The 23807-nt window shown below is 42.7% G+C and carries 26 protein-coding genes, 3 tRNA genes and 1 riboswitch; of the genes, 22 read left to right on the forward strand and 7 right to left on the reverse strand.

Annotation, left to right across the window (positions count from 1 at the left end):
• Nucleotides 1-4 precede the first annotated feature (4 nt).
• Complete coding sequence (locus UE46_RS04910) at nucleotides 5-496, reverse strand: RrF2 family transcriptional regulator (RefSeq protein ID WP_036058499.1); 492 nt, start codon at nucleotides 494-496, stop codon at nucleotides 5-7.
• Between the two features lie 230 nt (nucleotides 497-726).
• A riboswitch (PreQ1 riboswitch) is annotated at nucleotides 727-771 on the forward strand.
• Between the two features lie 9 nt (nucleotides 772-780).
• Here UE46_RS04910 and UE46_RS04915 point away from each other — a divergent pair.
• A complete protein-coding gene (locus tag UE46_RS04915; protein WP_036058500.1) occupies nucleotides 781-1266 on the forward strand; it encodes a QueT transporter family protein in 486 nt (161 codons plus the stop codon).
• 54 nt (nucleotides 1267-1320) lie between these two features.
• Here UE46_RS04915 and UE46_RS04920 read toward each other — a convergent pair whose 3' ends face one another.
• Nucleotides 1321-1530 (reverse strand): hypothetical protein, encoded by a 210-nt coding sequence (locus UE46_RS04920; protein ID WP_036058502.1) that lies wholly within the window; start codon nucleotides 1528-1530, stop codon nucleotides 1321-1323.
• A gap of 81 nt (nucleotides 1531-1611) precedes the next feature.
• Nucleotides 1612-2067: a hypothetical protein gene (locus UE46_RS04925; RefSeq protein WP_036058504.1), complete on the reverse strand. Its 456-nt coding sequence runs from the start codon at nucleotides 2065-2067 to the stop codon at nucleotides 1612-1614.
• 220 nt (nucleotides 2068-2287) lie between these two features.
• Between UE46_RS04925 and UE46_RS04930 the strand changes: the two genes are divergently transcribed.
• The 19 genes from UE46_RS04930 (at nucleotide 2288) to UE46_RS05020 (ending at nucleotide 16737) form a co-directional block, all read left to right on the forward strand.
• The gene (locus tag UE46_RS04930; RefSeq protein WP_036058505.1) at nucleotides 2288-2770 is read left to right on the forward strand and encodes a PH domain-containing protein; all 483 of its coding nucleotides are present in this window, start codon (nucleotides 2288-2290) and stop codon (nucleotides 2768-2770) included.
• Nucleotides 2763-4238, forward strand: a complete 1476-nt coding sequence (locus UE46_RS04935) for a PH domain-containing protein (protein ID WP_036058506.1) — start codon at nucleotides 2763-2765, stop codon at nucleotides 4236-4238. Before UE46_RS04930 ends, UE46_RS04935 begins: the two co-directional genes overlap by 8 nt.
• A 28-nt stretch (nucleotides 4239-4266) precedes the next feature.
• Nucleotides 4267-5655: a protoporphyrinogen oxidase gene (gene hemG, locus UE46_RS04940; RefSeq protein ID WP_036058507.1), complete on the forward strand. Its 1389-nt coding sequence runs from the start codon at nucleotides 4267-4269 to the stop codon at nucleotides 5653-5655.
• Nucleotides 5652-6035 (forward strand): holo-ACP synthase, encoded by a 384-nt coding sequence (gene acpS, locus UE46_RS04945; protein WP_036058509.1) that lies wholly within the window; start codon nucleotides 5652-5654, stop codon nucleotides 6033-6035. Before hemG ends, acpS begins: the two co-directional genes overlap by 4 nt.
• Nucleotides 6026-7123: an alanine racemase gene (gene alr / locus UE46_RS04950; protein WP_036058511.1), complete on the forward strand. Its 1098-nt coding sequence runs from the start codon at nucleotides 6026-6028 to the stop codon at nucleotides 7121-7123. Before acpS ends, alr begins: the two co-directional genes overlap by 10 nt.
• A 215-nt stretch (nucleotides 7124-7338) precedes the next feature.
• Nucleotides 7339-7617, forward strand: a complete 279-nt coding sequence (locus UE46_RS04955) for a CopG family transcriptional regulator (protein ID WP_036058513.1) — start codon at nucleotides 7339-7341, stop codon at nucleotides 7615-7617.
• An 8-nt stretch (nucleotides 7618-7625) separates the two neighbouring features.
• Nucleotides 7626-7970, forward strand: coding sequence for a type II toxin-antitoxin system PemK/MazF family toxin (locus tag UE46_RS04960; RefSeq protein WP_036058515.1), 345 nt, complete (start codon nucleotides 7626-7628; stop codon nucleotides 7968-7970).
• 314 nt (nucleotides 7971-8284) lie between these two features.
• Complete coding sequence (locus tag UE46_RS04965) at nucleotides 8285-9124, forward strand: RsbT co-antagonist protein RsbRA (protein WP_118907809.1); 840 nt, start codon at nucleotides 8285-8287, stop codon at nucleotides 9122-9124.
• Nucleotides 9125-9128: 4 nt separating this feature from the next.
• Complete coding sequence (locus tag UE46_RS04970; RefSeq protein ID WP_036058516.1) at nucleotides 9129-9485, forward strand: STAS domain-containing protein; 357 nt, start codon at nucleotides 9129-9131, stop codon at nucleotides 9483-9485.
• 2 nt (nucleotides 9486-9487) lie between these two features.
• Nucleotides 9488-9898, forward strand: coding sequence for an anti-sigma regulatory factor (locus UE46_RS04975; RefSeq protein ID WP_036058517.1), 411 nt, complete (start codon nucleotides 9488-9490; stop codon nucleotides 9896-9898).
• A gap of 12 nt (nucleotides 9899-9910) precedes the next feature.
• Nucleotides 9911-10924 carry a PP2C family protein-serine/threonine phosphatase gene (locus tag UE46_RS04980; protein ID WP_036058519.1) on the forward strand — a complete coding sequence of 338 codons (1014 nt, stop codon included), beginning with the start codon at nucleotides 9911-9913 and terminating at the stop codon, nucleotides 10922-10924.
• Between the two features lie 55 nt (nucleotides 10925-10979).
• The gene (locus UE46_RS04985) at nucleotides 10980-11324 is read left to right on the forward strand and encodes an STAS domain-containing protein (RefSeq protein WP_036058520.1); all 345 of its coding nucleotides are present in this window, start codon (nucleotides 10980-10982) and stop codon (nucleotides 11322-11324) included.
• Entirely contained in the window at nucleotides 11308-11781 is a 474-nt protein-coding gene (gene rsbW, locus UE46_RS04990) for an anti-sigma B factor RsbW (RefSeq protein WP_036058521.1), read from the forward strand. Before UE46_RS04985 ends, rsbW begins: the two co-directional genes overlap by 17 nt.
• Nucleotides 11759-12565, forward strand: coding sequence for an RNA polymerase sigma factor SigB (gene sigB / locus UE46_RS04995; RefSeq protein ID WP_036058522.1), 807 nt, complete (start codon nucleotides 11759-11761; stop codon nucleotides 12563-12565). Before rsbW ends, sigB begins: the two co-directional genes overlap by 23 nt.
• A gap of 10 nt (nucleotides 12566-12575) precedes the next feature.
• Nucleotides 12576-13178, forward strand: a complete 603-nt coding sequence (locus UE46_RS05000; RefSeq protein WP_036058690.1) for a PP2C family serine/threonine-protein phosphatase — start codon at nucleotides 12576-12578, stop codon at nucleotides 13176-13178.
• A gap of 629 nt (nucleotides 13179-13807) precedes the next feature.
• A complete protein-coding gene (locus UE46_RS05005) occupies nucleotides 13808-15970 on the forward strand; it encodes a Tex family protein (protein ID WP_233230987.1) in 2163 nt (720 codons plus the stop codon).
• A gap of 7 nt (nucleotides 15971-15977) precedes the next feature.
• Nucleotides 15978-16436 carry a SprT family protein gene (locus UE46_RS05010; protein ID WP_036058693.1) on the forward strand — a complete coding sequence of 153 codons (459 nt, stop codon included), beginning with the start codon at nucleotides 15978-15980 and terminating at the stop codon, nucleotides 16434-16436.
• A 93-nt stretch (nucleotides 16437-16529) separates the two neighbouring features.
• Nucleotides 16530-16602, forward strand: a tRNA-Asn gene (locus tag UE46_RS05015).
• Between the two features lie 44 nt (nucleotides 16603-16646).
• Nucleotides 16647-16737 (forward strand) — tRNA-Ser (locus UE46_RS05020).
• Nucleotides 16738-16929: 192 nt separating this feature from the next.
• Here the strand turns inward: UE46_RS05020 and UE46_RS05025 are convergent.
• The 4 genes from UE46_RS05025 to UE46_RS05040 all read right to left on the reverse strand — a co-directional run bounded on the left by UE46_RS05025 (nucleotide 16930) and on the right by UE46_RS05040 (nucleotide 20915).
• On the reverse strand, nucleotides 16930-18018 hold the full coding sequence (locus tag UE46_RS05025; protein WP_036058525.1) for a DUF871 domain-containing protein: 1089 nt from the start codon (nucleotides 18016-18018) through the stop codon (nucleotides 16930-16932).
• A 16-nt stretch (nucleotides 18019-18034) separates the two neighbouring features.
• Nucleotides 18035-19189 (reverse strand): anhydro-N-acetylmuramic acid kinase AnmK, encoded by a 1155-nt coding sequence (gene anmK, locus UE46_RS05030; protein ID WP_036058526.1) that lies wholly within the window; start codon nucleotides 19187-19189, stop codon nucleotides 18035-18037.
• Between the two features lie 13 nt (nucleotides 19190-19202).
• Entirely contained in the window at nucleotides 19203-19490 is a 288-nt protein-coding gene (locus UE46_RS05035) for a hypothetical protein (RefSeq protein ID WP_036058528.1), read from the reverse strand.
• Between the two features lie 120 nt (nucleotides 19491-19610).
• Nucleotides 19611-20915, reverse strand: coding sequence for a PTS sugar transporter subunit IIC (locus UE46_RS05040; RefSeq protein ID WP_036058530.1), 1305 nt, complete (start codon nucleotides 20913-20915; stop codon nucleotides 19611-19613).
• Between the two features lie 336 nt (nucleotides 20916-21251).
• Between UE46_RS05040 and UE46_RS05045 the strand changes: the two genes are divergently transcribed.
• Together UE46_RS05045 and UE46_RS05050 are read left to right on the forward strand one after the other, a co-directional pair.
• Entirely contained in the window at nucleotides 21252-23525 is a 2274-nt protein-coding gene (locus tag UE46_RS05045) for a family 10 glycosylhydrolase (RefSeq protein WP_036058532.1), read from the forward strand.
• A gap of 135 nt (nucleotides 23526-23660) precedes the next feature.
• Nucleotides 23661-23732, forward strand: a tRNA-Glu gene (locus UE46_RS05050).
• The last annotated feature ends 75 nt before the right edge of the window (nucleotides 23733-23807 follow it).

A 23807-nucleotide genomic window follows, 5' to 3' on the forward strand; every position in this document is an offset into this window, starting at 1 on the left:
AAACTCACTCTTTCTCCTTTTGATTGCTTAAATTCATTGTGTTCCAGTTAAGTACTGGTATTTCAGATTGTTCCATCGTGCGTTTCAGTAGGTCTGCGGCTGTTTGTTTGGATAAGTAGTCGCGAATAAGGTCATTGGCGCCGTTAAAAACATCGTGTAACACTGCTTCCCCTTTAGAAGTGTGCTCGCCATCGCGGAAAACTTTGTTAATCAAGCCTGTGTCTGGATAAATAGATATCGGGCCTTCCATCGATTCCACGACTTCTAGCAACGTAATCTGCTCCGGACTTTTCGCCAGTGAAAAACCGCCGTTATTGCCAGGCACGGATCGGATAATATTCTGGACAACGAGTTTGCGCATAATCTTTTTTAAATAAGAAGGAGACACTTGCAAATGCTCACTAATCGTGTCGGATGCTAGTGGGTTGTTATTATCTTGTGTGGATAATAGGACGATAATGCAAATGGCTTGCTCAACGCCTTTGGTTAACTGCATATGTTAAATTCACCTCGATTTCATTGTGGATATTCTTTGTCGATGATTGAAGTTAAAGAAAAAACTTCATCGTGGACAATTAAAGTCTATAATTGAATTTACACCCATTTACGAAAAAAAGCAAGCACTTTTTTCAAAGAAACCGTTTACTTCATAAAAAAAGTTGAAAAGTACGTATTATGAAGCGATATGGGGTTGATGTAGGGGACTTTTTAAGGTAACATGAATGAGAAAACGTAGTTCGAAACCATCCTACGTTAAAAAACTAAGGGAGCAATTATATAATGAAAATTAAAACGCTAACGGTAAATGCGATCGTTGCGGCACTTTATGTTGTCGTGACGCTGGTTGTAGCGCCTTTTGGGTTTACGAATATTCAATTTCGTTTGTCTGAAATGTTCAACCACTTAATCGTGTTCGATAAGAAGTACTTTTTTGGAATTGTGATCGGGGTGTTAATTGCGAACTTCTTCTCGCCACTGGGTTGGTATGACTGGGTGTTTGGGGTAGGGCAGTCCGCCATCTCGTTAGCCATTGTTATTTTGCTGAGTCGCTATGTTGCGAATGTGAAGGTCAGAATGGTTTTGACGACGCTCGTGTTCTCTGCGACAATGTTTATCATTGCTTGGGAATTGGCTGTAGTATTAAAATGGCCGTTTTTGTATACCTGGTTAACACTGGCTATCAGCGAATTCATCGTGCTAGCCATTGGTGCACCGATTATGTACTATATCAACAAACGTATCGATTTCAAAAAAATTATTAATTAACACGTAAAAAAGCATGATGACAGGTCGCAAAAAAATCGACTGTTATCATGCTTTTTATGATCCTTCTAGTGTTTGAACTAGCCAATCTTTCTTCTCTTCTATCAGATTGGTGAAGGGATCGGTTACTTTGTTTACGGTTGTAGCTTCGATATAATTCGTTTTTAAATAATCCGCCGTATCTTTTACATCAGGTATCGTTAGTACGATGCTTACGCCTAGTGCAATCAGGAAGCACAGTACGCCAAATCCGATTTTCTTCTTCATGCAAGCATTCCCTTCAGCAGTTGTTAAGTTACATACTATAGTAGGAAAGTGAAATGAATATGAAAAATCGAGAAGAGTTTTCTAAGAATCGCTTCTTCTAACGTTTGTGATGGCCGTTTCAGCGATCATTGGCATTACTTTTTGCTTGGGTTCTGATGTGGTTTTGATCGTTATTGGATAGGATTTGCTCACGCCTGATTTGTTTGTCACAGTAAGTATAAGTTGGTTCGTTGGGTTTAGGTTGTTGACAGTGAGTTCTTGAACGGTTGTGTACTCGGTTGACTTGTCATAGGTTGAACTACCGCGAACGCTTACTTTGGCATCTTCGTCTGTTGAGAACATAATCGTTGCTGTGTTTCCTGATACTAAAATATAAGGGTTTGACGCTGTATAGCTATCTATTTCAAACATTTCCACAAATTCATTGGCCGTTTTACTGGAGGTTACGGGTGAAGTCGTCGCTGCGCTGGCGGGTAAATGCATGTTTGTTGAGAAGAATAAAGTGAATAGTAATAGTCCTAAAAATCGTTTTTTCATACGGATTACCGCCTTTCTTTTCTCTAGTATAAAACGTAAAAATGAACAAATTGTGAATAAAGGGCGAAAAGAATAAGAAATGTTTGCTAGATGTTATATTATACACATGTAGGAGTAATCTGGATAACATTTTGCTTTCTTGACCAGATGAAAGCAGATAGATGGGGCTTTATCTTTCAAGGTTTTTCAAGTATCATTAAAAGAAAAAGGGGGACGTTTTGTGGAGCTCGAGAGTTTAGAAAAGAAGTTACCTGAGGAGATCAAAACAGTTTGGCGTCAAACGTACGCGATTACGCTTACATTGTTTTTACTCGTTTCTACAGGATTGGCAATTATGTTTTATTTCTTGGATGTTTCATTGTGGTGGAGTGCGATTGGCTATGGCGTGACGATTCTATATTTTATCCTAACATTCTTAGTTATCGTACCGTTTCGTTGGGCGAGGTGGAGTTATCAAATTAGACATGATGAGATTGAGATTCAGCACGGAATTATTTTTAGAAGTCGGGTGTTGATTCCAATGATTCGTGTGCAGCATGTAGAGACAGATCAAGGACCATTGCTTCGTCGACAAAAATTGGTTCGGGTGTCGATCTCAACGGCTGCGACTGTGCATCATATTGAAGCGGTGCGGGCGGAGGAGTCGGATACGTTGCGCCATCACATTTTAGAGCTTGTAAAGGTGGCGAAGGAAGATGTATGAAGATAGACGTTTACATCCAATCGCGCTGATTAAAGAACTGATTACGAATATTAGGCAAAGCATTATTCCTATTGCAGTCGTCATTTTCACGGTATTTCGAAACCTTAATGGAAAAGGAATTTTATCGTGGTGGATGTATCCGCTGCTTGTTCTCGCTTTAATTGTGATTTTGCTAGCGCCTGCTTTGATCAAATATTTTACGTACCGTTATCGTATGGATGATAAAGGGATCAGCGTGAAGTACGGGCTGTTTTTTAAGAAAAATATTTACATTCCGTATGAGCGAATTCAGACGGTACAGCAAAAACAATGGTTCTTTTATATGCCATTTCATGTCGTTCAAATCTTGATTGAGACGGCGGGTGGTGGAAAGGCCGAGGCGGATTTAAGCGCGGTTCCAGCAAGTGTGGCGCAGGAATTGAAGGATTTGCGTGCTGGTAAGATAGAGGAAATCGCGGAAGAAGACGGCGAAAAGGTCGATATGCCCGCGATAAAAGCGACGTTGGACGAGAAACCATTGCTCACTTTCGGACTCGAAGTGAAGGAATTATTGCTTATGGCAGTCACATCGGGCGGTGTTTTTGGGATTTTATTAATTATTTTGGCGTTCGGACAGCAGTTTCGTGACCTTATTCCAGAAGATTTCGTACAAGAACAATTCAACGCACTCGTGCATTATGGCGTGCTGATTATTGTCATTATCGCCATCATTGTATTGCTAATCCTTTGGGGCGCAGCGATTGTCGCCACCTTATTTAAGTACTTCCAGTTTAAATTGATGAAGTTTGAGGATCATATCGTGATTGAAAAAGGCTTATTACAAAGACAACACACCTCGATTTCTTTTGAGCGAATTCAGTCGATAAAATTGATTGAATCACCGCTACGTCAAATGCTGAAATTGGCTTCGGTACGTGTGGTGACAGCTGGGAGCTCTGGTGATGAGGAGCATTCGGGAGACATTTTAATTTTACCGATTGTGAAAAAAGCGAAGGCATTGGAGATTCTGCCGCAGTTTTTAGAGGATTATGAATTTCCTGTGGAGCAATTGGAACGTGCGCCGAAAACGAGTTTGCGACGGTTCTTCTTCATTAATATGATTTGGACGTTGCCGGTGATTCTAGTTTTGACTATTTTATATTTCCCGTGGGGGCTTTTTAGCTTGTTGTTATTGCCGATTTTTGCAGGGAAAGCATATGCTGCGTATCGGGCAACTGGATTTGGAACGACGGAGACGGAGCTTGTTTTGCAAGGACGTGGATTTATTTCTAAGCGGACGGATTTCATGTTGAAGCGCCGAGTGCAATCTGTGACGCATTCGCAGAGTATTTGGATGAGAAAAGGGCAAGTGGTTCATTTTTCTGTATTGTTGAAATCGGGACAAACGCATTTGCAGTCTTATGTTAGGTACATTGCCGAGCGCGATGCGAATGAACTCTATCGTTGGTACCAACCATCAAATAAGTGATTAATTAATCAGAGAAAGAAGGATTCCAATGAAAAAAATCGTAATTATTGGCGGCGGCTTAACGGGATTATCAGCAGCGCATTATCTGAATAAACAAGTGGATGGTGAAGCGGTGGATTGGCAGCTTTTTGAGGCGGATGATCATTTCGGTGGGAAATTCAATACGGTGCATCGCGATGGCTTTATTATTGAGAAGGGTCCGGACTCTTTTTTAGCGCGTAAACCTGCGGGAATGGCACTTGTCGAGGAGCTGGGACTTACCGATCAGTTAATAACGAACGCGACGGGAAAATCGTATATTTATCATGAAAAAGCGCTTCATCCGATTCCTGAGGGTTCGGTTATGGGAATCCCGACAGATATTCGTGCATTACTTGAGAGCGATTTGTTGACGGAGGATGGGAAAATTCGCGCGCTTGAGGAGTTAATGTTGGAGTCAAACGTGACGGATGCTGATCAGTCGATTGGGGACTTCTTCGAGTATCGCTTTGGCAAGGAGATGGTGGTGCGCTTGATTGAGCCACTGCTTGCGGGAATTTATGCAGGTAACATTTATGAAATGAGCTTGCGTGCGACTTTTCCACAATTCGAGCAGACGGCAAAAGAGCATCGGAGTTTGATGTACGGACTCAAAAGTCATCGGCCGGCAACGGTTAATACGACGGGAACGGCGAAAACGGTTGGTGCCTTTCGGACGCTTGATGGTGGACTGTCGACTTTGACGGATGCTCTCGTGGCGTCTCTTCCAGCAGAACGATTACACGCGTGTACAAAGGTAAAATCGATTGAGAGCACAACGGTCGTTTTGGAGAGTGGGGAACGGATTGTGGCGGATGCGATCATTATTGCTGCGACGCATGATGTTGTTTTGTCTCTTTTGGACGTGCCAGCCTTGCAACCATTAAAGGCGCAACCGATGACGAGTTTGGCGACAATTTCGCTAGCTTTTGATAAAGAGGCGGTACCGGAAATTCCTGAGGGAACGGGTTTCTTAGTTGCGCGAACGGGTGATTATCATATTACGGCGTGTACGTGGGTGCATGAAAAATGGCCACACATGGTACCAGATGGGAAAATTTTGTTGCGTGGTTTTCTTGGGAAAGCGGGTCAAGTTGGACTGCTAGATCAGACGGATCAGGAAATGGCGGATAAGGTGCAGGCGGATTTAAAGGAAATGATTGGCTTGCGCGGAAAACCGTTATTTTATGAAGTAAGTCGGATGAAGGAGGCAATGCCACAATATACGGTTGGGCATCAAGAACGCTTGAAGAAAGTGGAGGCGGACTTGAGGGAAAGTCATCCAACGGTGTTTTTGGCAGGAATGTCTTATCGTGGTGTTGGAATTCCTGATTGTATTGATGGCGGGAAAGAAGCGGCAAATGAGGCGCTTGCTTTGCTTGAAAAGGTGAGATCATGATTAAAGGGATTGGTCTTGATATGATTGATTTGGAGCGGGTCAAGCAAGTTTTGGAGCATAATCCGCGGTTTGTGGAACGTATTTTGACGGAAGAAGAGCAGGTGCTACTCGCAAAATATAGCGGTTCACGAAAAGTCGAATTTTTAGCTGGGCGTTTTTCGGCGAAAGAGGCGTATGCAAAGGCGAACGGGACTGGTTTTGGCAAGGAGCTTAGCTTCACGGATGTCGAGATTCTGACGTTGCCGAATGGTCGCCCGATTTTAACGAAACCGAAACGGCTCGATGAACAGGTTTTTGTGAGCATTACGCATACTGGTAGAAGTGCTGCGGCGCAAGTGATTATAGAAGATGTGGATCGGGGGAGAAAGGAATGGCAGTAGTTGGTTGGCACCGCCCGACGTGGGTGGAAATTGACCTGAGAGCGATTAAGGCTAATATTGAAAAGGAACGCGCGAACTTGCCAAATGATGTTTCTTTACTCGCGGTCGTGAAGGCGAATGCTTATGGACACGGTATTATTGAGGTTGCAAAAGCCGCGAAAGAAGCTGGTGCAAAAGGATTTTGTGTTGCGATTTTGGATGAGGCTTTGGCGCTTCGAGAAGCAGGATTCGATGATTTCATTCTTGTGATGGGAGCGGTATCTCGCAAGTTTGCCAAGCTTGTGGCGAGTCAGCGGATTTCGATTACGTTATTTGATGTAGAATGGCTCGTGGGGCTTGAAAAAATGGTGCCAGCGCTTCAAGTGCATGTCAAAGTGGATACGGGTATGGGTCGACTTGGCTTGCGTTCGATGGAAGCTGTACGGGAAATGGAGCGAGCGATCGCGTCACGTGATGATGTCGTTTTTGAAGGTGTTTTCACGCATTTTGCGACGGCCGATCAGTTGGACAAGGCGTATTTTGAAAAGCAATTAGGCTGTTTTCGTGAAGTAGTGGAGGCACTTGACACGCGTCCAGCGATAGTCCATTGTGCGAATAGCGCTGCGGGCATGCTTCAAGATCAATCTGGTTTCGATGCGGTTCGTTTTGGCATTTCGATGTATGGTTTGACGCCATCACCAGAAATTTTGCCAGTTTTGCCGTTCGAATTGCAGTCTGCGCTCTCGTTTTACACGGAAATGGTACAGGTCAAAGAGTTGGCGCCAGGCGATCACGTAAGCTATGGTGCAACGTATGAGGCGACAGAACAGGAATGGGTTGCAACGTTGCCAGTCGGGTATGCGGACGGATTTATTCGCGCTTATTCTGGATTCCAAGTATCGGTGGACGGTATTTTGATGCCAGTTATTGGTCGAGTTTGCATGGATCAGTGCATCATCAAATTACCTTATAAATATCCTGTTGGGACAAAAGTAACCCTGATTGGTGGACCGAACTCGGCGGACGTTGCAGCGCGCCATTTAAACACGATTAATTATGAAATTACGTGTTTGATTTCAGAACGCGTACCAAAAAAATACATTCGCTGAGGTTTTTTACGTGCATAGTTTTTGATTAGGAATTATAATGAGAAAGTACACATCGTATTTCCTAACGCTTAGGTATTATGACTAGCATACTAAGTAGGAAATCGGGTCTAATAGCGTATTTTTGTAGAAAATCACCTCGAAAAGCCTTTCAATCGCGCGTCTATAGTGTTACGATATACATGTTATAGAGTAATACACAGCTGGGGGTGTGACGCGTGTTAGAAAAGACAGACACGACAGAAATCTGGGTAGAAATGACGCAGCAAGTATTAGACGACTTAGATGAGGCTCGGGCAAAGGATAAAATGGGGCGGAGTGAAATGATTATGGAAGCAACGCAGCAATTTTTACGTCAAAGAAAAGCACGCGATTTGCATGACGAAATGGAACGTGGGTACACAGAAATGGCTTCGATTAATTTTTCGATTGCGTGTGAATGTACGCATGTCGAATCGGAAGCTGAGGATAAAAATATACAAGTTTTAGGAGGGTGAATGAGCCGATGGTGAAGCGTGGGGATGTTTACTACGCGGACTTGTCTCCTGTTGTTGGAAGTGAACAAGGGGGAATACGGCCTGTTCTCATCATTCAAAATGATATTGGCAATCGATTTAGTCCTACTGTCATCGTGGCGGCAATTACGGCAAAGATTTCTAAAGCCAAATTGCCGACTCACGTTGAGGCAGCTCGGAAACATGGTTTTGATCGCGATTCTGTTATATTACTTGAGCAGGTTCGAACGATTGATAAACAACGCTTGACGGATAAGATTACGCATTTAGATGATAATCTTATGAACAAAGTAAATCAGGCGTTAGAAATCAGTATGGGCTTAGTAGATTTTTAAAATTGCAAATATTTTTGAGTAGAGCCGATGTATCTCTTACATAATTAATTAGTGAATATGGCTTTACGAAGGAATGAAGAGGAACGGTACGTGTAAGTTTCGTGAAGATTCAGGAAAGACTAAAAGATTACATATATACAATACTTGAGTTTAGAATATAAATGTCTGACTTTTAAGTAACCGACATGAGAAAAGCTTCTTAGGCTGTGGCAAACCCCATTTTGCTCCCCCCCTTGCTTTTCTCATGTCTCTTTTTTTAGAGATAGACAGATGGGCCTCAAATGGCAAGAGAAAGAAAGGTTGGAAAGAGAGATATGTATAGAGATTTTTCAAATTTTATCCACACGAACAAAGACGTGTTGCTTCATAAATGGATGGATGAAATGAAGAAACAGGCGGATCCAGATATACTTCAAGTAACAAGTGATATCTTTTATGAGGATACGAGTCGTGAATTTTTAGATTTAATGGTGGGCAATGTCCTTGGAACAAAGGATGGTTCTTTCGATGAGAAGCTAGATAATTTTGCTGAAAAAGTGGTGCAACTTGGTTGGACGATCCGTTTCATAACAACAGGGCTGCGATTGTTCGGACTTCTCGTGTATACCGAAATGAAGCAACAAGGACTATTCACGACAAAAAAAGAAAATGCGGACGAAGATATTTACTATACTTTTGAAAAATGGTTATCGACGATGTACAGTGTTGTCGTGAATGCCTACGCGGATTCTTGGGAAAAGACGGCTTTAGTACAAAGAACGGCGTTACAAGAGTTATCGGCCCCATTGTTACCGATATTTGATGGTATTTCGGTGATGCCGTTGATTGGAACGATTGATACGGAACGCGCGAAACTCATCATGGAGAATTTATTGATTGGTGTCGTGAAAAATCGTTCGGACGTTGTTTTGATTGATATAACTGGTGTCCCAATCGTTGATACAATGGTGGCGCATCACATTATCCAAGCATCGGACGCAGTGAGACTGGTTGGTTGCCAAGCCATGCTGGTTGGAATTCGTCCAGAGATCGCACAGACGATTGTAAACCTTGGAATCGAGCTTGATCAAGTTATCACGACAAGCACGATGAAGAAGGGTATGGAAAAAGCGCTCGCGATGACACATAGAGAGATAGTGGAGAAGAAGGGGTGAAAGAATGGGAATTCCGATATTAAAATTGGGAGAATGTTTATTAATTTCCATCCAGAGTGAACTAGATGATCAGACGGCGATAGAATTTCAAGAGGATCTACTTGCTAAAATTCATGAGACTTCATCACGGGGTGTTGTGATCGATATTACCTCGATTGATTTCATTGATTCTTTTATTGCAAAAATTCTTGGAGATGTTGTCAGCATGTCCAGATTGATGGGCGCGACAGTGGTTGTAACGGGAATTCAGCCAGCAGTTGCGATTACGTTGATTGAGCTTGGAATTACATTTGAAGGTGTCCTTTCCGCGATGGATCTAGAAAGTGGTTTGGACAAATTAAAACAGGAATTGGGGGAATAGAGATGGAGTTCCAATCCTGTGTCAGAATAATAAATGAGTGGGACATTGTCGCCGCTCGCCAGTTGGGAAGAAAAATTTCTAAAGAAACGGGCTTCGGTACAGTGGATCAAGCGAGAATAACCACGGCCATAAGTGAGCTTGCGAGGAACATTTTTCTTTACGCGGGAACTGGAGAAATTTGTATCGAAAAAATGACAGGAACAGGAAAAGATGGACTTAAAATCATCGCTAGAGATAAAGGCCCGGGAATCGTTGATGTGAGACAAGTCATGCAAGATGGCTACACAACTTCGGGAGGTCTTGGCGCAGGTTTGCCAGGTGTGAAAAGGTTAATGGATACGTTTGATTTAGTATCGAGCGTAGAGGAAGGGAAACGAGGAACCATTATTACTACACAGAAATGGGTCCGATAGGGAGGACGCAAGATGGAGTCAAGGGAGATTAACGAATTTAAAGAGAAATATAGAGATATTATTTTGGGATACTTAGAAAGTCAAGACGAAGAAATACTTTATTCATGTGAAAAATTGACGCGCGAAGGTATGGAAAACGGTGTGTCACCAGAGGAAATCGTGAATTTGCACCGCGCTATATTGGAAGAGTACGATGCCAATTTACCAACGCATGTTTCGTCCTCATTTGATGTCTTGCTTGAAATGATGATGGGTTATGGTATGGCGCATATGGAACATTTAAGTTTGCGGACAGAACAGCAAGCATTACGTCGTGAGATTGCGCAAGCAGAGGATATGCAAAAAACAATGATGAAATCTGATATTCCGAATGTTGCCGGGCTTGAGGTTGGAGCAGTTAGCGTTCCGATGCGCCAAATGAGCGGTGATTTTTACAGCTTTACGAATGAAGGGGAAAATAAGATTAGCGTCACGCTTGCGGATGTGATTGGAAAAGGGATTCCGGCAGCGTTTAGTATGTCGATGCTAAAATATGCTTCAGATAACTACGGAGGTGATGCGAAAACGCCGAGTGAGATGCTGCAGAACTTGAACGAGGTTGCGGAGACGAATATTGATGATAACATGTTTATTACGATGTTTTATGGCTTGTACGACACGACAAATCATTTGTTTGAATTTGCATCAGCGGGTCATGAAGTGGGACTTTATTTTGATGCGCAGACGCAGAGTTTTACGGATTTATATGCGCGAGGCTTACCGCTTGGAATTGATCGCAATGCTACATATCGCGCTTTTGAAAAACAAGTTGCCAAGGATGATATGATTTTTATTATGTCAGATGGTGTGACAGAAACGAGAACGGCGGACGGTTTTATTGAGCGCGAGGATTTAATTACCGTTTTCAAAGATAGTATTGGCTTGGCACCACAAAAGTTAGTGAAGGAAGTGTATGATCGTCTTTGTAAACTGCAGGATTATGAGTTACGTGATGATTTTACATTAATTTGTTTGAAGAGGGTTTAGGTTGGCGGTATTTAGGGAATATACCCTGGATATACAAAATAGGTGAGGTGAAATGATGAATATCAAAGTAGAGATCAGAGAAACTGATAGTAATCATGCAAAGGTCGTTGTTGCTGGCGAAATTGATGCTTATACGGCACCAAAATTAAAAGAGGCGTTTGGCGAATATATGGAAAAAGAAAATTTCCGCGTCCAGATTGACTTAGCAGGTGTGAGTTACATGGACAGTACAGGTTTAGGCGTATTTGTTGGTTTATTCAAGAGTTTGCGTGCCAAAAATAGTGAATTAGAATTAGTAGGATGTTCAGACCGAATTTTCCGATTGTTTGAGATTACTGGTTTGACTGATATTATCGAAATCAAAAATGTAGAGGGTGAAATGAATGGCAACAATGTATGACACGATTGAACTTAAAATCCCAGCAAAACCTGAGTTTGTTAGCTTAGGTAGATTAGCAATTTCAGGCATTGCAAGTCGGAGCGGTTTTTCATTTGAAGCAATTGAAGATTTAAAAATTGCGATTAGTGAAGCGATTACGAATGCGGTAAAACATGCTTTTAAAGAAGGCGATACTGGCGAAATTCAGATCACTTTCTCCGTATATGAAGATAAGTTAGAAGTTCGTGTGGCAGATGAAGGTAAGAGCTTTGATTTAGAGAAGCGCAAGGCTGAAATCGGACCATATGAAGAAGAAACAGACGCAGATATGTTACGCGTTGGAGGCTTAGGACTATTTTTAATCGAAGCATTGATGGACGACGTGGAACTTCACTACGACAATGGTGTTTCGGTTGTGATGACTAAATATAAAGAGGAAAAGCAGGTGGAGGGGAATGCCAAAATTATCTCGACCTGAGGAACTAGCGGCAAGAGAAGAAGCCCGTGAAAAGGCCAAAGTGAAGGTCTACAAGTGGATTAGTGATTACCAAGAAACCGGCGATGAGGAAGCGCAGTATGAGCTTGTAGTTCACTATAAAAATTTGGTGGAATCCATTGCCCGCAAGTATTCTCAAGGTAAATCATTTCATGAAGATTTAGTGCAGGTCGGCAATATTGGCTTGCTTGGTGCTATTCGTCGTTATGATGCTACTTTTGGCAAGAGTTTCGAAGCTTTTGCGGTACCGACGATTGTTGGAGAAATCAAGCGTTTCTTGCGCGATAAAACGTGGAGCGTCCACGTTCCTCGCCGGATCAAAGAGCTTGGACCGAAGATTAAGAATGCTGTGGAGGAACTGACGCGCGAATTGCAATGCTCTCCGCAAATTAGTGATATCGCAGAATTTATCGGTGCAACGGAGGAAGAAATTCTAGAAGCGATGGAGATGGGGAAAAGCTATCAAGCCTTGTCGGTGGATCATTCCATTGAGGCCGATTCTGATGGAAGTACGATTACACTTCTTGACGTCGTTGGCGGTGATGATGATGGTTTTGAACGCGTGAATCAGCGGATGCTACTTGAAAAAGTGTTACCAGCTTTGGACGAACGCGAACAGAAAATTTTGCAATATACATTTATTGAGAACCGCAGTCAAAAAGAGACTGGCGATTTGTTGGATATTTCGCAGATGCACGTGTCTCGAATCCAGCGCCAGGCAATTAAGAAATTACGCGCAGCCTTGCAAGATGAGGATTTGGAGTAACATGGTAGCGATGGGGCAATCAGATATGGATACCCAACTCTACATTTTCCAACGCGCGAAACATTTACAGCGCCATTGCGGCGATCAAATTTTTATAAAAGAAGATGAATTCGGACTACTATGTGCTTTAGTGGATGGACTTGGAAGCGGGAAAGAGGCTGAGAGGGCCGCTAAAGCAGTAGTGGAGACAATTGATGCTAATAGCTCAAACGTCGCTTTAGAGGACATCGTAGCACGCTCTAACGCTGCTTTAGGCGGATTAAGAGGCGCAGCCATAGCCATTTGGCGAACCGACTGGGCCAAACAGACAATTACCTATTGCGGAATTGGAAACATTCGATTTTATTTACTAGGCCTTGATGACAAACTAGTCTATCCAATTTCATCAACAGGCTTCTTGTCTGGCCGGAAGCAAAAGATTCGAATACAAGAATTCACGTACAAACCAGGAACGACATTTTTGATGCATTCCGACGGTTTAGTACTTGCAGGAGTAAAGAAATATCTCCGCGCGATTACCTCAATTGAGACAACCGGCCACATGATAGAGAGTAACGTGGAAGACATACCAGAAGACGATGTGACATTTTTGGTGGGGAAATTGAAAAGCTGAAAAAGCCCGTTAGCCTCGACAGAAATTGTTAGGGGGCGCAGACAAATCCCTCTTTTGGATTTTTCGGAGGCACCGAAATTTCCGAGAGGCTGGCTTTTGAAGCTGGATCGATTGAAAAGCTGAAAAAGCCAGTTAGCCTCGACAGAAATTGTTAGGGGGCGCAGTGAAAACCCTCTTTTGGATTTTTCGGAGGCACCGAAAATTTCGAGAGGCTGGCTTTAGAAGCTGGATCGATTGAAAAGCTGAAACGGCTCGTACAGCTCCGAAAAAAACTGGAGCGCCCGCAGTAAAAATCCGCTTTTGATTTTTAAGGAGGACGAGAAGTTTTCGAGGAGCTAGCCGTTGAAGCTGGATCCAAAGGCGAGAAACCCGCCAACCTACCAAACCAAAAGATTCCACACTACTAGATATCCCAAACGTCTTCTAGAAATCTCGAACAACCACCAACCAAGAGATATCATCCTTTGCTGAACAACAAACCAACCCCAAAGCTCTAAAGAATCCCACAAGTGATTCTCTAGAGCTTTTCTAATCTCCCAAAAACCATCCAATCCCCACTCAAACATGAAATCCCACTACATTCTATGTTACACTAATAAAAGATGAATTTTATGGAGGCAAAGATAAACATGGAAGAAATATTAAAGCAAGTACATAAATCCCTACCATACCGCCCGAATCAGATCAACGCGGTAATCAACTTATTAAACGAAGGAAACACAGTACCATTTATCGCACGTTATCGGAAGGAAATGACTGGTAGCTTGGATGAGGTCGAGATTCGTAATATCGAGGAACGTTACGGGTATGTGGAAAAATTGGAGCAGCGAAAAGAAGAAATTTTACGATTGATAGAAGAACAAGGCAAACTAACCGAAGAACTAGCGGCAGCGATCACAAAAGCAGAGAAACACCAGGCGCTAGAGGACTTATATCGCCCGTACAAACAGAAGAAACGGACCAAAGCTACGATCGCTAAAGAAAAAGGATTAGAACCGTTTGCGACGTGGTTGCTTGGATTCCCGCAATCAGGCGACGTTATTGCAGAAGCGGCAAAATATATCTCGGCAGAACATGACGTTGCAACGACTGAGGATGTTCTACTCGGCGCTCATGAAATCATCGCGGAGGTTATTTCCGATGAACCGACTTACCGTAAGTGGATTCGCGAATTCACACGTAAATTCGGCATGATGCAATCTGTCGGCAAAAAGGTCGAATTGGATGAAAAATCGGTCTACGAAATGTACTATGATTACCAAGAATTGATCGGGAAAGTTGCGAGTCACCGCGTACTTGCCTTTAACCGTGGTGAAAAAGAGGACATTTTACGTGTTAGCGTAGTTGTTGATTCGACTAAAATCAGCGAGTATCTGCGTAAACAAGTCATCCAAAAATCAGGGTCTATCGCGGAATCCTATGTTGTAACAGCTATGGAAGACGCTTATAAACGATTTATTGGTCCAGCTATCGAGCGTGAGATTCGCGCGGAATTAACAGAATCGGCCGAGGAACAAGCGATTCATATTTTCGCGGAAAACTTGCGTAAATTACTTTTGCAACCGCCGTTAAAAGGAAAAATAATACTAGGACTTGATCCAGCATACCGAACAGGTTGTAAGTTAGCCTTGCTCGATGAAACGGGAAAAGTGTTGACGATTGATATAATTTACCCGCATCCGCCGCAAAATAAGAAGGACGATGCGAAACAAAAAGTATTGAAATTAATGAAAGAATATAATGTTGAAGTTGTAGCGATTGGAAATGGGACGGCATCGCGTGAGTCGGAACAATTTATTGCCGAACTGATCAAAGAGGAAAGCTTGCCTGCGTATTATTGTATCGTTAATGAGGCAGGAGCTAGTGTTTACTCGGCTAGTGATACCGCGCGTGAAGAATTCCCAGATTTCCAAGTGGAGCAGCGTAGTGCCGTTTCGATCGGTCGTCGTTTGCAAGATCCATTGGCAGAACTTGTAAAAATTGATCCTAAATCTGTGGGGGTTGGTCAGTATCAACATGATGTTGCGCAAAAACAATTGAATGATACCTTGACGTTTGTCGTGGAAACAGCGGTTAACCAAGTTGGTGTCAATGTGAACACAGCTTCGGCGTCCCTTTTGCAATATGTCGCGGGGTTAAACAAAACAGTTGCTGGAAACATTCGCAAATACCGCGAAGAAAATGGGCCGTTTGCAACGCGTAAAGAATTGAAAAAAGTACCTCGTCTCGGTGCGAAATCCTATGAACAAAGTATCGGATTTTTGCGTATTTTAGAAGGGAAACATCCACTTGACGCCACTGCAATTCATCCAGAAAGCTATGCGACTGCGGAGAAGATTGTCGTATCGGCAGGATTCAAATTAACGGATCTTGGTTCACAGGAACTCAAAACAGCATTGGAGAAGTTTAGCTTAACGGAAATGGCAGAGGAGCTTGAAGTCGGGAAAGAAACATTGCAAGATATTGTGGATTCCCTCGTGGCGCCAGGACGCGATTTGCGTGATGAGTTGGATGCACCACTTTTGAAGCAAGATGTTATTTCGATGGAAGATTTAAAAGCGGGGATGGAACTGCAAGGAACTGTGCGGAATGTCGTTGATTTCGGAGCGTTTGTGGATATTGGCGTGAAACAAGATGGCTTAGTGCATATTTCGAAGTTGAGCAATTCTTTCGTTCGTAAACCGATGGACGTTGTGTCGGTCGGCGATATTGTAACGGTTTGGGTCGATGACGTCGATAAGAAAAAAGGACGTATTTCACTAACGATGCTAAGCCCAGAACAAGGGAAGTAAGGCAATGATGACAGAACAGGAGCTGCAGCGGCATATGGAGAGCGTGTCGTTGCAATTTTTTCAGAAAACGTTCCAACACCAAGCCAAGTTTAATAATCGTCTGCGCACGACTGGTGGGCGTTATTTGTTGCAGAGTCATGATATTGAAATGAACCCGCGTTATTTGGAGAATTTCGGACTCGATTACTTTATCGGGATTATGAAACACGAACTTTGCCATTACCACCTTCACCTTGAGGGAAAAGGCTACCAGCACCGTGATGCGGATTTTCGGGAATTGCTTGCCAAAGTAGACGCCCCGCGGTTTTGCCATGCGATTCCAACCGCACAGAAAATGCATCGTTACACGTGTTTATCATGTCAAACGGAATTCTTGCGTAAGCGCCGTTTCGATGTGAACAAGTATCGTTGTGGTCGTTGTAATGGACGGCTTGCCTATACAAAAGAAGAAATTGTGAACAGGTAAAAAATTGTTTTGGCCAAATGATCAGATAAAGCTTGATTTTTTGTGTTTACCTGCTTATAATGTAAAGAGTCAGCAGAAACAAAATGACGCTATTCCACAGTAGCTCAGTTGGTAGAGCAATCGGCTGTTAACCGATCGGTCGCAAGTTCGAGTCTTGCCTGTGGAGTTCTTTTTATGCGCATGCCTTATGTATGCTGATGAATTAAATATGGGGAAGTACTCAAGTGGCTGAAGAGGTGCCCCTGCTAAGGGTATAGGTCGTTAACGCGGCGCGAGGGTTCAAATCCCTCCTTCTCCGCCATATTTATAAATCCAAAACGATGCTGTAGTTGCATCGTTTTTTTTAAGAAAATAATTTTTTTATAATAGGAATATTTTGGCTAAATTTAGCTACTTTTATTGTGAAATCGATCCGATATTATTTACATAGCAAAAAAGCAAGCAAGGCATGAAAAAAAGAAACCGTTCTATTTCTGAGCGGTTTCTTTTTTGGTTACTCTACGAAAAACTCGAATTTTGTCCATGGCTCCATGTAATCTAGTAAGAAAATTTCTTCTTCTAGAATGCGACCAACCACGTTCGTTTTCCCGCGATTCTCCATGTCTTTCAAAGCAATTTGTAATTCGCCTTTATATTGTCCGTATAGTTCATTTTCAATTAGAATATCGCCGCGCTTAATGTTTGGCGTGTACGTTGGTTTGAACTCTTCTTCGCGATATTTCACACGGGATTGTGTGGAACGAATGAAATAATCTGATACATCACCGCGATAGAAGTGGGGTTCTTCTGTTACAATTTTGCGTTCTAGAGGGGTTATTGTATCATTTAATGTGATTTTCAAGCCGAATTTCTCTGCTCGGAGGAGAGCGCTAAGTTGTGCCAGTTCTGCCTCGGAAGCGTAGGCGTTTGCTACAATAATGTCGTCGATGAGCTTTGTTGCAAGGAGGTGTTTTGCCTGGGTATCAATTGGTAAACCACGGTGCATCTCGAGCGTACATAAGCCTTCTGTCACAGGCCAAGGTCCGTAAGTCGCGTCATTTGAGTGTACAAAAGCCGCTGTTTGGATTTGAAACTGGCGGAATCGTTCGCTACATTTCACGAAATAATCATAGGAAAGCCCGGCATAACGATGCGGATAGAAATTATGCGATCCGATTAAATTATCGCGATTTGGCTGGAAATCAATGATGTTATTCAGGTAATTCGTGTCGTTACTCATATTAATCTCAATTTTGAGACCGTATGGATTGAAGGTCATCGCGGCTTCTTCACTGCCTGTAAAGCCCATATCTAAGCGAATTCCGTAAGCGCCAAGCTCGTGGAAAAAGGAAAGGTCATCATAAGAAATACCGAGCGCTTTGAAAATACGTGGCGAAATGTCAACGAGGACTTCCATGCCAAGCGAATTGGCGTGACCAATCGTTTCTTTAAATTCCTGTAAAATCTGATCTTTATCACCACTAACCGATAATAAACACGTAAAAACGCGTGTAAAACCATATTTATGAGCTAAACTGATGTAAGCTTTGTCTTTTTCGGGAGTTGTGTGTTCCGGATAAATTGAAATGCCAAGTTTATGCATGAATGATACCTTCTTTCTAATATTTTAATGGTGGATAAGTTACGTTGCCGAGAATCACATGTTCCCGCGCACCAGTTGCATTTGGAACGTTGGAGGGTCTGCGATGAAGTGTCTCATAACCGAGTAATCCGAACGCCACAGCTTCCTTGGCATCAGAGGAGTAGCCGATATCCTCTTGTGTTAATACCGCACATTTTCCATCTAAAAGTTCCGCTAAATAGCGAAGTAAGGTTTTATTATAACTCCCGCCGCCACTCACAATCACTTCATCAATCGTCATTTTTGGAAACACAAATTGTTCGTAATTAGAAACGATTGTTCTTGCGGTGAACATCGTCATCGTTGCGATTAGATCCTCCGCAGGCAAATGGCTATATGTAGTAAAAATATGATCCGTATATTCCTTGCCAAAAAGTTCGCGTCCAGTCGATTTAGGAATAGGCGCCTTGATAAACGGATTTTTCATACATTCTGCGAGCAAAGCCTGATTCACCGTGCCACTCTCTGCGATTTCACCACTTTCGTCATATCCTCGATTAAAAAGGCGCTGCATCAAGTCATCAATAATCATGTTTCCAGGCCCAGTATCAAACGCAAAAACCTGATCGAGCGTTGCGGCATGAGGTAACACTGTCACATTTCCAATCCCACCGATATTTTGCAATAAACGGTTTTTCTTTGGATCGCGATATAACAGCAATTCCGTGAAGGGAACGAGCGGCGCGCCTTGTCCACCAGCAGCCATATCCATTGTTCGGAAATTCGAAACGACCGTCGCGCCAGTCTCATAAGCAATGACAGCGGGTTCACCAATTTGTAATGTCGAAGCGGCGAAATCTCCCACCTGTTCTGGCTGATGAAAAATCGTTTGCCCGTGCGAGCCAATAACACCGAGTTCCGACGCGGAAATCCCATTTTTGCTACAAATCATTTTGACACATTCTGCGAAAAGCACACCTAGTTTAAAATTCAAACTACAAATAAGTCTGGAATCCGAACGCTCCATACTTAAGCTTTGGCGAATTTCATCCACGATACTTGCTTGAAAAGAAACCGTTTCAAAATCAATCAATTTTGTCGACACGTGGCCATCCGGTTCTGTGATATCAAGCAAAGCAATGTCCACACCATCGAGCGAAGTGCCCGACATAAGTCCAACTACATACGTCATTTTTCCAACCTCCCTAACTAAGATACATCAAAAAATAACAACTTGCTGTACAAACAAGCGTCACAACAGCCGTGAAAATAGTAGCTTGCTTCTTCGTCTTATAAAAACCGTGTTTCGCGAGCAAAATAAACGATAAACCAGCGCTACTGCCAATACTCGTAAGTAAAAATAAGCCGAAAGGGCGCGAAATCCCGAAACTAGTGAGGACGGGAAGGAAGATCAAGTTCGTCAAAATCGTAATCGCAAAAAATAAGAGGGCACTTTTATAATTGAATTTGATCCATTTACTATTTGTTTCCATTTCTAATAACCTCCTTTCCTAAAAAGACGAGACTGGGATAAAACTCAAGATAAAGCAAACTTTTAGAATGCAAACGCTTGTTGCCGGTTTATCAGGGGTAAATCCCAGGCTAATCCATTTTTAAGCCATATTTGGTTCGTTACTGTGTGTTTCTTCGTTTTCTTTTGCTTGTGCTTGTTCTTCATCTAGTAATTTTTGATCGTACATTTTGAAGAACGGAATGTAGATTAAGAACGATATTCCGATGTTGATGAAGACGAGTAGAACGGCTCGCCAATCACCGCCTGTAGCTAAGTACGCACCAATTGGGGCAGGTAACGTCCAAGGTGCCATGACATAGGTTGGGGTGATAAATCCGAGTGTTGTCGCGAAATATGAGATCGTCGTTGTAATTAGTGGAATCGTGATGAACGGGATAATTAACATCGGATTCAGCACGATTGGTACACCGAAAATAACGGGTTCGTTGATGTTGAATAGACTCGGAATGAGCGTTGTTTTACCAAGCGCTTTTGTATAGCTTGATTTCGAGAAAAATAGCATCGCCAGAACTAAGCCAAGCGTTGCCCCAGAGCCACCGATCCAGACGAACCATTGGAAAAATGTTTCCGGCGCAATATGTGGGATTGGCGTTCCAGCAGCGACAGCCTCGGCGTTAGAAGCAAGATAAACTTCCCAAACTGGTCTGGCAATCGCACCAATAACGGAAATTCCGTGAATCCCAAATGACCAGAAGAACGTGATCAAAAATACTGGAATCAGAACGCCGAGCAAACTATCTCCAGCTTTAACAATTGGTGCAACCGCTTTATCAACGAGCGAATGCACATCAATACCAAGAACAACCGTGATACATGTCATAAATAAAATAACGAAAGCGACAGGAATAAGTGCTTCGAACGACCGCGCAACACTTGGCGGCACCTGTTCAGGCATTTTAATCGTAATTTTGTACTTCTTACATAAACGCATGACTTCAACTGAAAAAATGGATACAATCATCGCCATGAATAAACCGTGACCGCCGAGATTGGCCATTGGCAATACAAAGCCGACTTTATCAAGTACGATCGGGGTCAACGTTAGTAAAAAGGAAGCCACCGCAATTTGTCCGCCCGAAAGTGGATCAAGTTTATAACTTTTTGCCAGATTGTAACCGATTCCAAAAGTAATGTAAAGCGACATAATAAACATCGTCATCCGATACGGAATCAATATTTCAAAAGCGTGTTCCTGGGCCCACTGATAAAGCGCTGTGCTCTCAGGTACAGGTGGAAAAGCGACGATTAAGAACATACTACCAACAATAATAAATGGTAGCGAGGAAACGACTCCGTCTCGAATCGCGCGTAAATGACGTTGTTCAGAAAGCTTCGCCATCGGTATCGACAAGTATTTCTCTAAAAAATCCATAAATCTCTGCATAATGACTCTCCCTTTTGTTTGATTGTTATGTAGAATCTCGCTGTATAATAAATACCTCCTTTATTAAAATAGTTCACAAAATGTATTTTAGTTCATTTGAAATAAAATGTCAACGTTTGCAAAATATATTTAAAAATTTATTTCAACGCTTTTGAAACATGAAAGGCGTTGCGGCACAATCGTTTAGCCGATGTTTAGCGAGTGTAAAATAACCTGATATAATTAATTTTTCTAATAAATTAAGTTGAAATCGTGTTTTGAAGATGATATATTGAATCCGTAATCGTCATTTGGAAAATTTTATAGAAATTGGCGATATAAAAGAGGAGGATGAAGATGAAAAAATGGGTGTCGACGTTACTCCTGCTTGTACTTAGTGTATCGGTTTTTGGGATCGCTGTACAGGCAGAGCAAACGACAGAAGGGCTTTACAAATTTGTGAAAAAGGGAGATGGAACATTTGGCTATGACACGAATACACCAGTGTTTTACTCTAACGGTTCAAGCGAACAAGTCATGATTCCAACAACGTATACGCAAGAAAAAGAGCAGTTCAAAAGCTCATGGGTAGCTACGATCAGTAATCTGAATTTCGCAAAGGCGGGATCTGAAGAGGCATTTCGCGCACAATATGATACGGTGTTAAATGATTTTGAAACGTGGAATATGAATGCGGTTATTTTTCAAATTCGACCGTTGCTTGATGCTTACTATCCATCCAAACTAAATCCATGGTCGGAATTTATTACAAGTGGTATACAGGGCGCAAATCCAGGTTACGATCCACTTGCCATTATGGTAGAAGAAACGCACAAAAGAGGCATGGAATATCACGCTTGGTTCAATCCATACCGCGTGACGAATACAAAAATGACGACGCCAAGCATTTTGGCAAAAATAGGTGCGACAAAAGAGGAAGCGCTTGCGATGACAATTCCAGAACAGATTGCTGCGTGGAACAAAGCGGGAATTTTGGCGGATAATAATTACGCTGTGTTGCATCCTCAGAACGTGTTGCGTTTTGACGAGAAACTTTTCTTGAATCCGGGCATTCCAGAAGTGCAGGATAATGTGGCAGAAACGATTAAGGAAGTTGTGACGAATTATGATGTCGATGCGATCCATTTTGACGACTATTTCTATCCATATCGCATTACAGTCGATGGCAAAAATGTCTTGTTTGGTGATTTGGATGAAGATGCGCAAACATTCGCGACATACGGTATTCCAAATGGCTATCCAGACACGAAAGAAGGCATTGACGATTGGCGCCGCGACAACATTACAACGTTGATCGATAAGGTGAAAAATACGATCGATACGCATAATGAAGCCAAGAAAACCGCCGTACAATTCGGCATCAGTCCATTCGGAATATGGGAACATAAAGCCAATAATCCGCTAGGTTCGAACACGCCAACCAGTTCTTCTCAGTCGTTCTCTCAAAGCATTTTTGCTGATACATATCAGTGGATTAAAGATGAGAAAATCGATTATATGACACCACAAATTTACTGGAGTTTTGACCAAGGTGCAGCGCCTTACGGGGAGCTTGCAAGGTGGTGGAGCAGGGCGGCAGAAGGGACACGCGTTCAAATCTACGTTGGCCATGCAAATTATAAACATGTCGGAAACGGCGGTTGGGAAGCGGCTTGGATGAACCCCGAGGAAATTCCGAATCAGATGCGTTTCAACCAGCTGCAAGACAAGATTTCAGGTAGCGTTTTGTTTAGTTATAATGATATCAAAAAGAGCGATATTGCGAGCCTTCCAGAAGCGCAAAAACCTCAGAACCAAGCGAAAAATGACGCGATTGATCTTTTGAAAAAGGATTATTTTGCGATTCCATCACTCGTTCCAAGTAAACCGTGGCTAGCGCATCAGGAAATTGCTGCACCAATTCAGGTCAAGCAAACGGCGGATACGTTAACTTGGGCAGATACAACAGCGAATTCTGCGCGTCATTACGTCGTGTATAAAGGAACCGGAACCGCGGAGGAAATCATAGCAAATCCAGCGAATATTGTGACGCGAGTTTGGCGCGGTGAAGCCCTAGAATTTAGCCTTCCGATTACCAAGCCAGGCACATACGTTGTGACAGCACTCGACGCCGCTAGCAATGAATCAACACCAGCTATCGCCCAAATAGCGGGTGCGGATGTAACCGTTTTGTATCAAGATGAAGACGGAAAAGAAATCGCGCCAACTGAGATATTGCGGGGGAATATTGGCGAGAATTTTGCGATTGAAATAAAGGCCGTTGCGGGGTATAAAGAGAGAGGTATGCAAGCTTCCGGCACGTTCACAGATAAAGCGCAGACGATCATTGTGAGCTATGAAAAAGAGGCGGATGAGGTTGCACCAACAGACCCAGAAGAAATTATTGTGACACCACCGAAGCCAGAAGTAAAGCCAAATAAACCAGCAGAAAAAGCACCAGAAGTTGAAAAAGTGACAGAAGAACCAGCGTCAAAATCGGTTGTTAAAAAAGATCTAGGAGCACTGCCAACAACTGGTGATACCTCCATGGATTTAGTCATTGTTTTTGGATTCATTCTGAGCGCAACTGGCGTTCTCATGTTGATTCGTTGGAGAAGAAAACAAGCTTAGCGTGATAAGTAGCGTCCCTGTTTAGGAGTAAGCAGGGACTTTTTTTAGAAATGTCGAAATAAGCATTGCATCTTTCACAGAGTATGCTATAATAAAAAAGTTGACTTAGAGCAACTGTAAAGAAAATAACATAAAGGCCCGTTGGTCAAGCGGTTAAGACACCGCCCTTTCACGGCGGTATCACGGGTTCGATTCCCGTACGGGTCATTTTTTGAACTATAGATTTTTCTATGGTTTTTTTATTTGGAATTAGTGGCATTTCAGGTCGTACTATCCGGTTGG

It is taken from the genome of Listeria weihenstephanensis, from assembly GCF_003534205.1.
GTDB classification, from domain to species: Bacteria; Bacillota; Bacilli; order Lactobacillales; family Listeriaceae; genus Listeria_A; species Listeria_A weihenstephanensis.

Bases quoted from the DNA above. Each gene is read 5' to 3' on its own strand.
- UE46_RS05035 (WP_036058528.1), bottom strand. From the start codon at position 19,490: ATGGAAACAAATAGTAAATGGATCAAATTCAATTATAAAAGTGCCCTC.
- UE46_RS04910 (WP_036058499.1), bottom strand. From the start codon at position 496: ATGCAGTTAACCAAAGGCGTTGAGCAAGCCATTTGCATTATCGTCCTA.
- UE46_RS05000 (WP_036058690.1), top strand. From the start codon at position 12,576: ATGGGGCAATCAGATATGGATACCCAACTCTACATTTTCCAACGCGCG.
- UE46_RS05025 (WP_036058525.1), bottom strand. From the start codon at position 18,018: ATGCATAAACTTGGCATTTCAATTTATCCGGAACACACAACTCCCGAA.
- UE46_RS04915 (WP_036058500.1), top strand. From the start codon at position 781: ATGAAAATTAAAACGCTAACGGTAAATGCGATCGTTGCGGCACTTTAT.
- UE46_RS04965 (WP_118907809.1), top strand. From the start codon at position 8,285: ATGTATAGAGATTTTTCAAATTTTATCCACACGAACAAAGACGTGTTG.
- UE46_RS05005 (WP_233230987.1), top strand. From the start codon at position 13,808: ATGGAAGAAATATTAAAGCAAGTACATAAATCCCTACCATACCGCCCG.
- acpS (WP_036058509.1), top strand. From the start codon at position 5,652: ATGATTAAAGGGATTGGTCTTGATATGATTGATTTGGAGCGGGTCAAG.
- UE46_RS05040 (WP_036058530.1), bottom strand. From the start codon at position 20,915: ATGCAGAGATTTATGGATTTTTTAGAGAAATACTTGTCGATACCGATG.
- UE46_RS04935 (WP_036058506.1), top strand. From the start codon at position 2,763: ATGTATGAAGATAGACGTTTACATCCAATCGCGCTGATTAAAGAACTG.
- UE46_RS04920 (WP_036058502.1), bottom strand. From the start codon at position 1,530: ATGAAGAAGAAAATCGGATTTGGCGTACTGTGCTTCCTGATTGCACTA.
- anmK (WP_036058526.1), bottom strand. From the start codon at position 19,189: ATGACGTATGTAGTTGGACTTATGTCGGGCACTTCGCTCGATGGTGTG.
- UE46_RS04975 (WP_036058517.1), top strand. From the start codon at position 9,488: ATGGAGTTCCAATCCTGTGTCAGAATAATAAATGAGTGGGACATTGTC.
- UE46_RS04985 (WP_036058520.1), top strand. From the start codon at position 10,980: ATGAATATCAAAGTAGAGATCAGAGAAACTGATAGTAATCATGCAAAG.
- UE46_RS04970 (WP_036058516.1), top strand. From the start codon at position 9,129: ATGGGAATTCCGATATTAAAATTGGGAGAATGTTTATTAATTTCCATC.
- UE46_RS05010 (WP_036058693.1), top strand. From the start codon at position 15,978: ATGACAGAACAGGAGCTGCAGCGGCATATGGAGAGCGTGTCGTTGCAA.
- rsbW (WP_036058521.1), top strand. From the start codon at position 11,308: ATGGCAACAATGTATGACACGATTGAACTTAAAATCCCAGCAAAACCT.
- UE46_RS04980 (WP_036058519.1), top strand. From the start codon at position 9,911: ATGGAGTCAAGGGAGATTAACGAATTTAAAGAGAAATATAGAGATATT.
- UE46_RS05045 (WP_036058532.1), top strand. From the start codon at position 21,252: ATGAAAAAATGGGTGTCGACGTTACTCCTGCTTGTACTTAGTGTATCG.
- alr (WP_036058511.1), top strand. From the start codon at position 6,026: ATGGCAGTAGTTGGTTGGCACCGCCCGACGTGGGTGGAAATTGACCTG.
- hemG (WP_036058507.1), top strand. From the start codon at position 4,267: ATGAAAAAAATCGTAATTATTGGCGGCGGCTTAACGGGATTATCAGCA.
- UE46_RS04925 (WP_036058504.1), bottom strand. From the start codon at position 2,067: ATGAAAAAACGATTTTTAGGACTATTACTATTCACTTTATTCTTCTCA.
- UE46_RS04960 (WP_036058515.1), top strand. From the start codon at position 7,626: ATGGTGAAGCGTGGGGATGTTTACTACGCGGACTTGTCTCCTGTTGTT.
- sigB (WP_036058522.1), top strand. From the start codon at position 11,759: ATGCCAAAATTATCTCGACCTGAGGAACTAGCGGCAAGAGAAGAAGCC.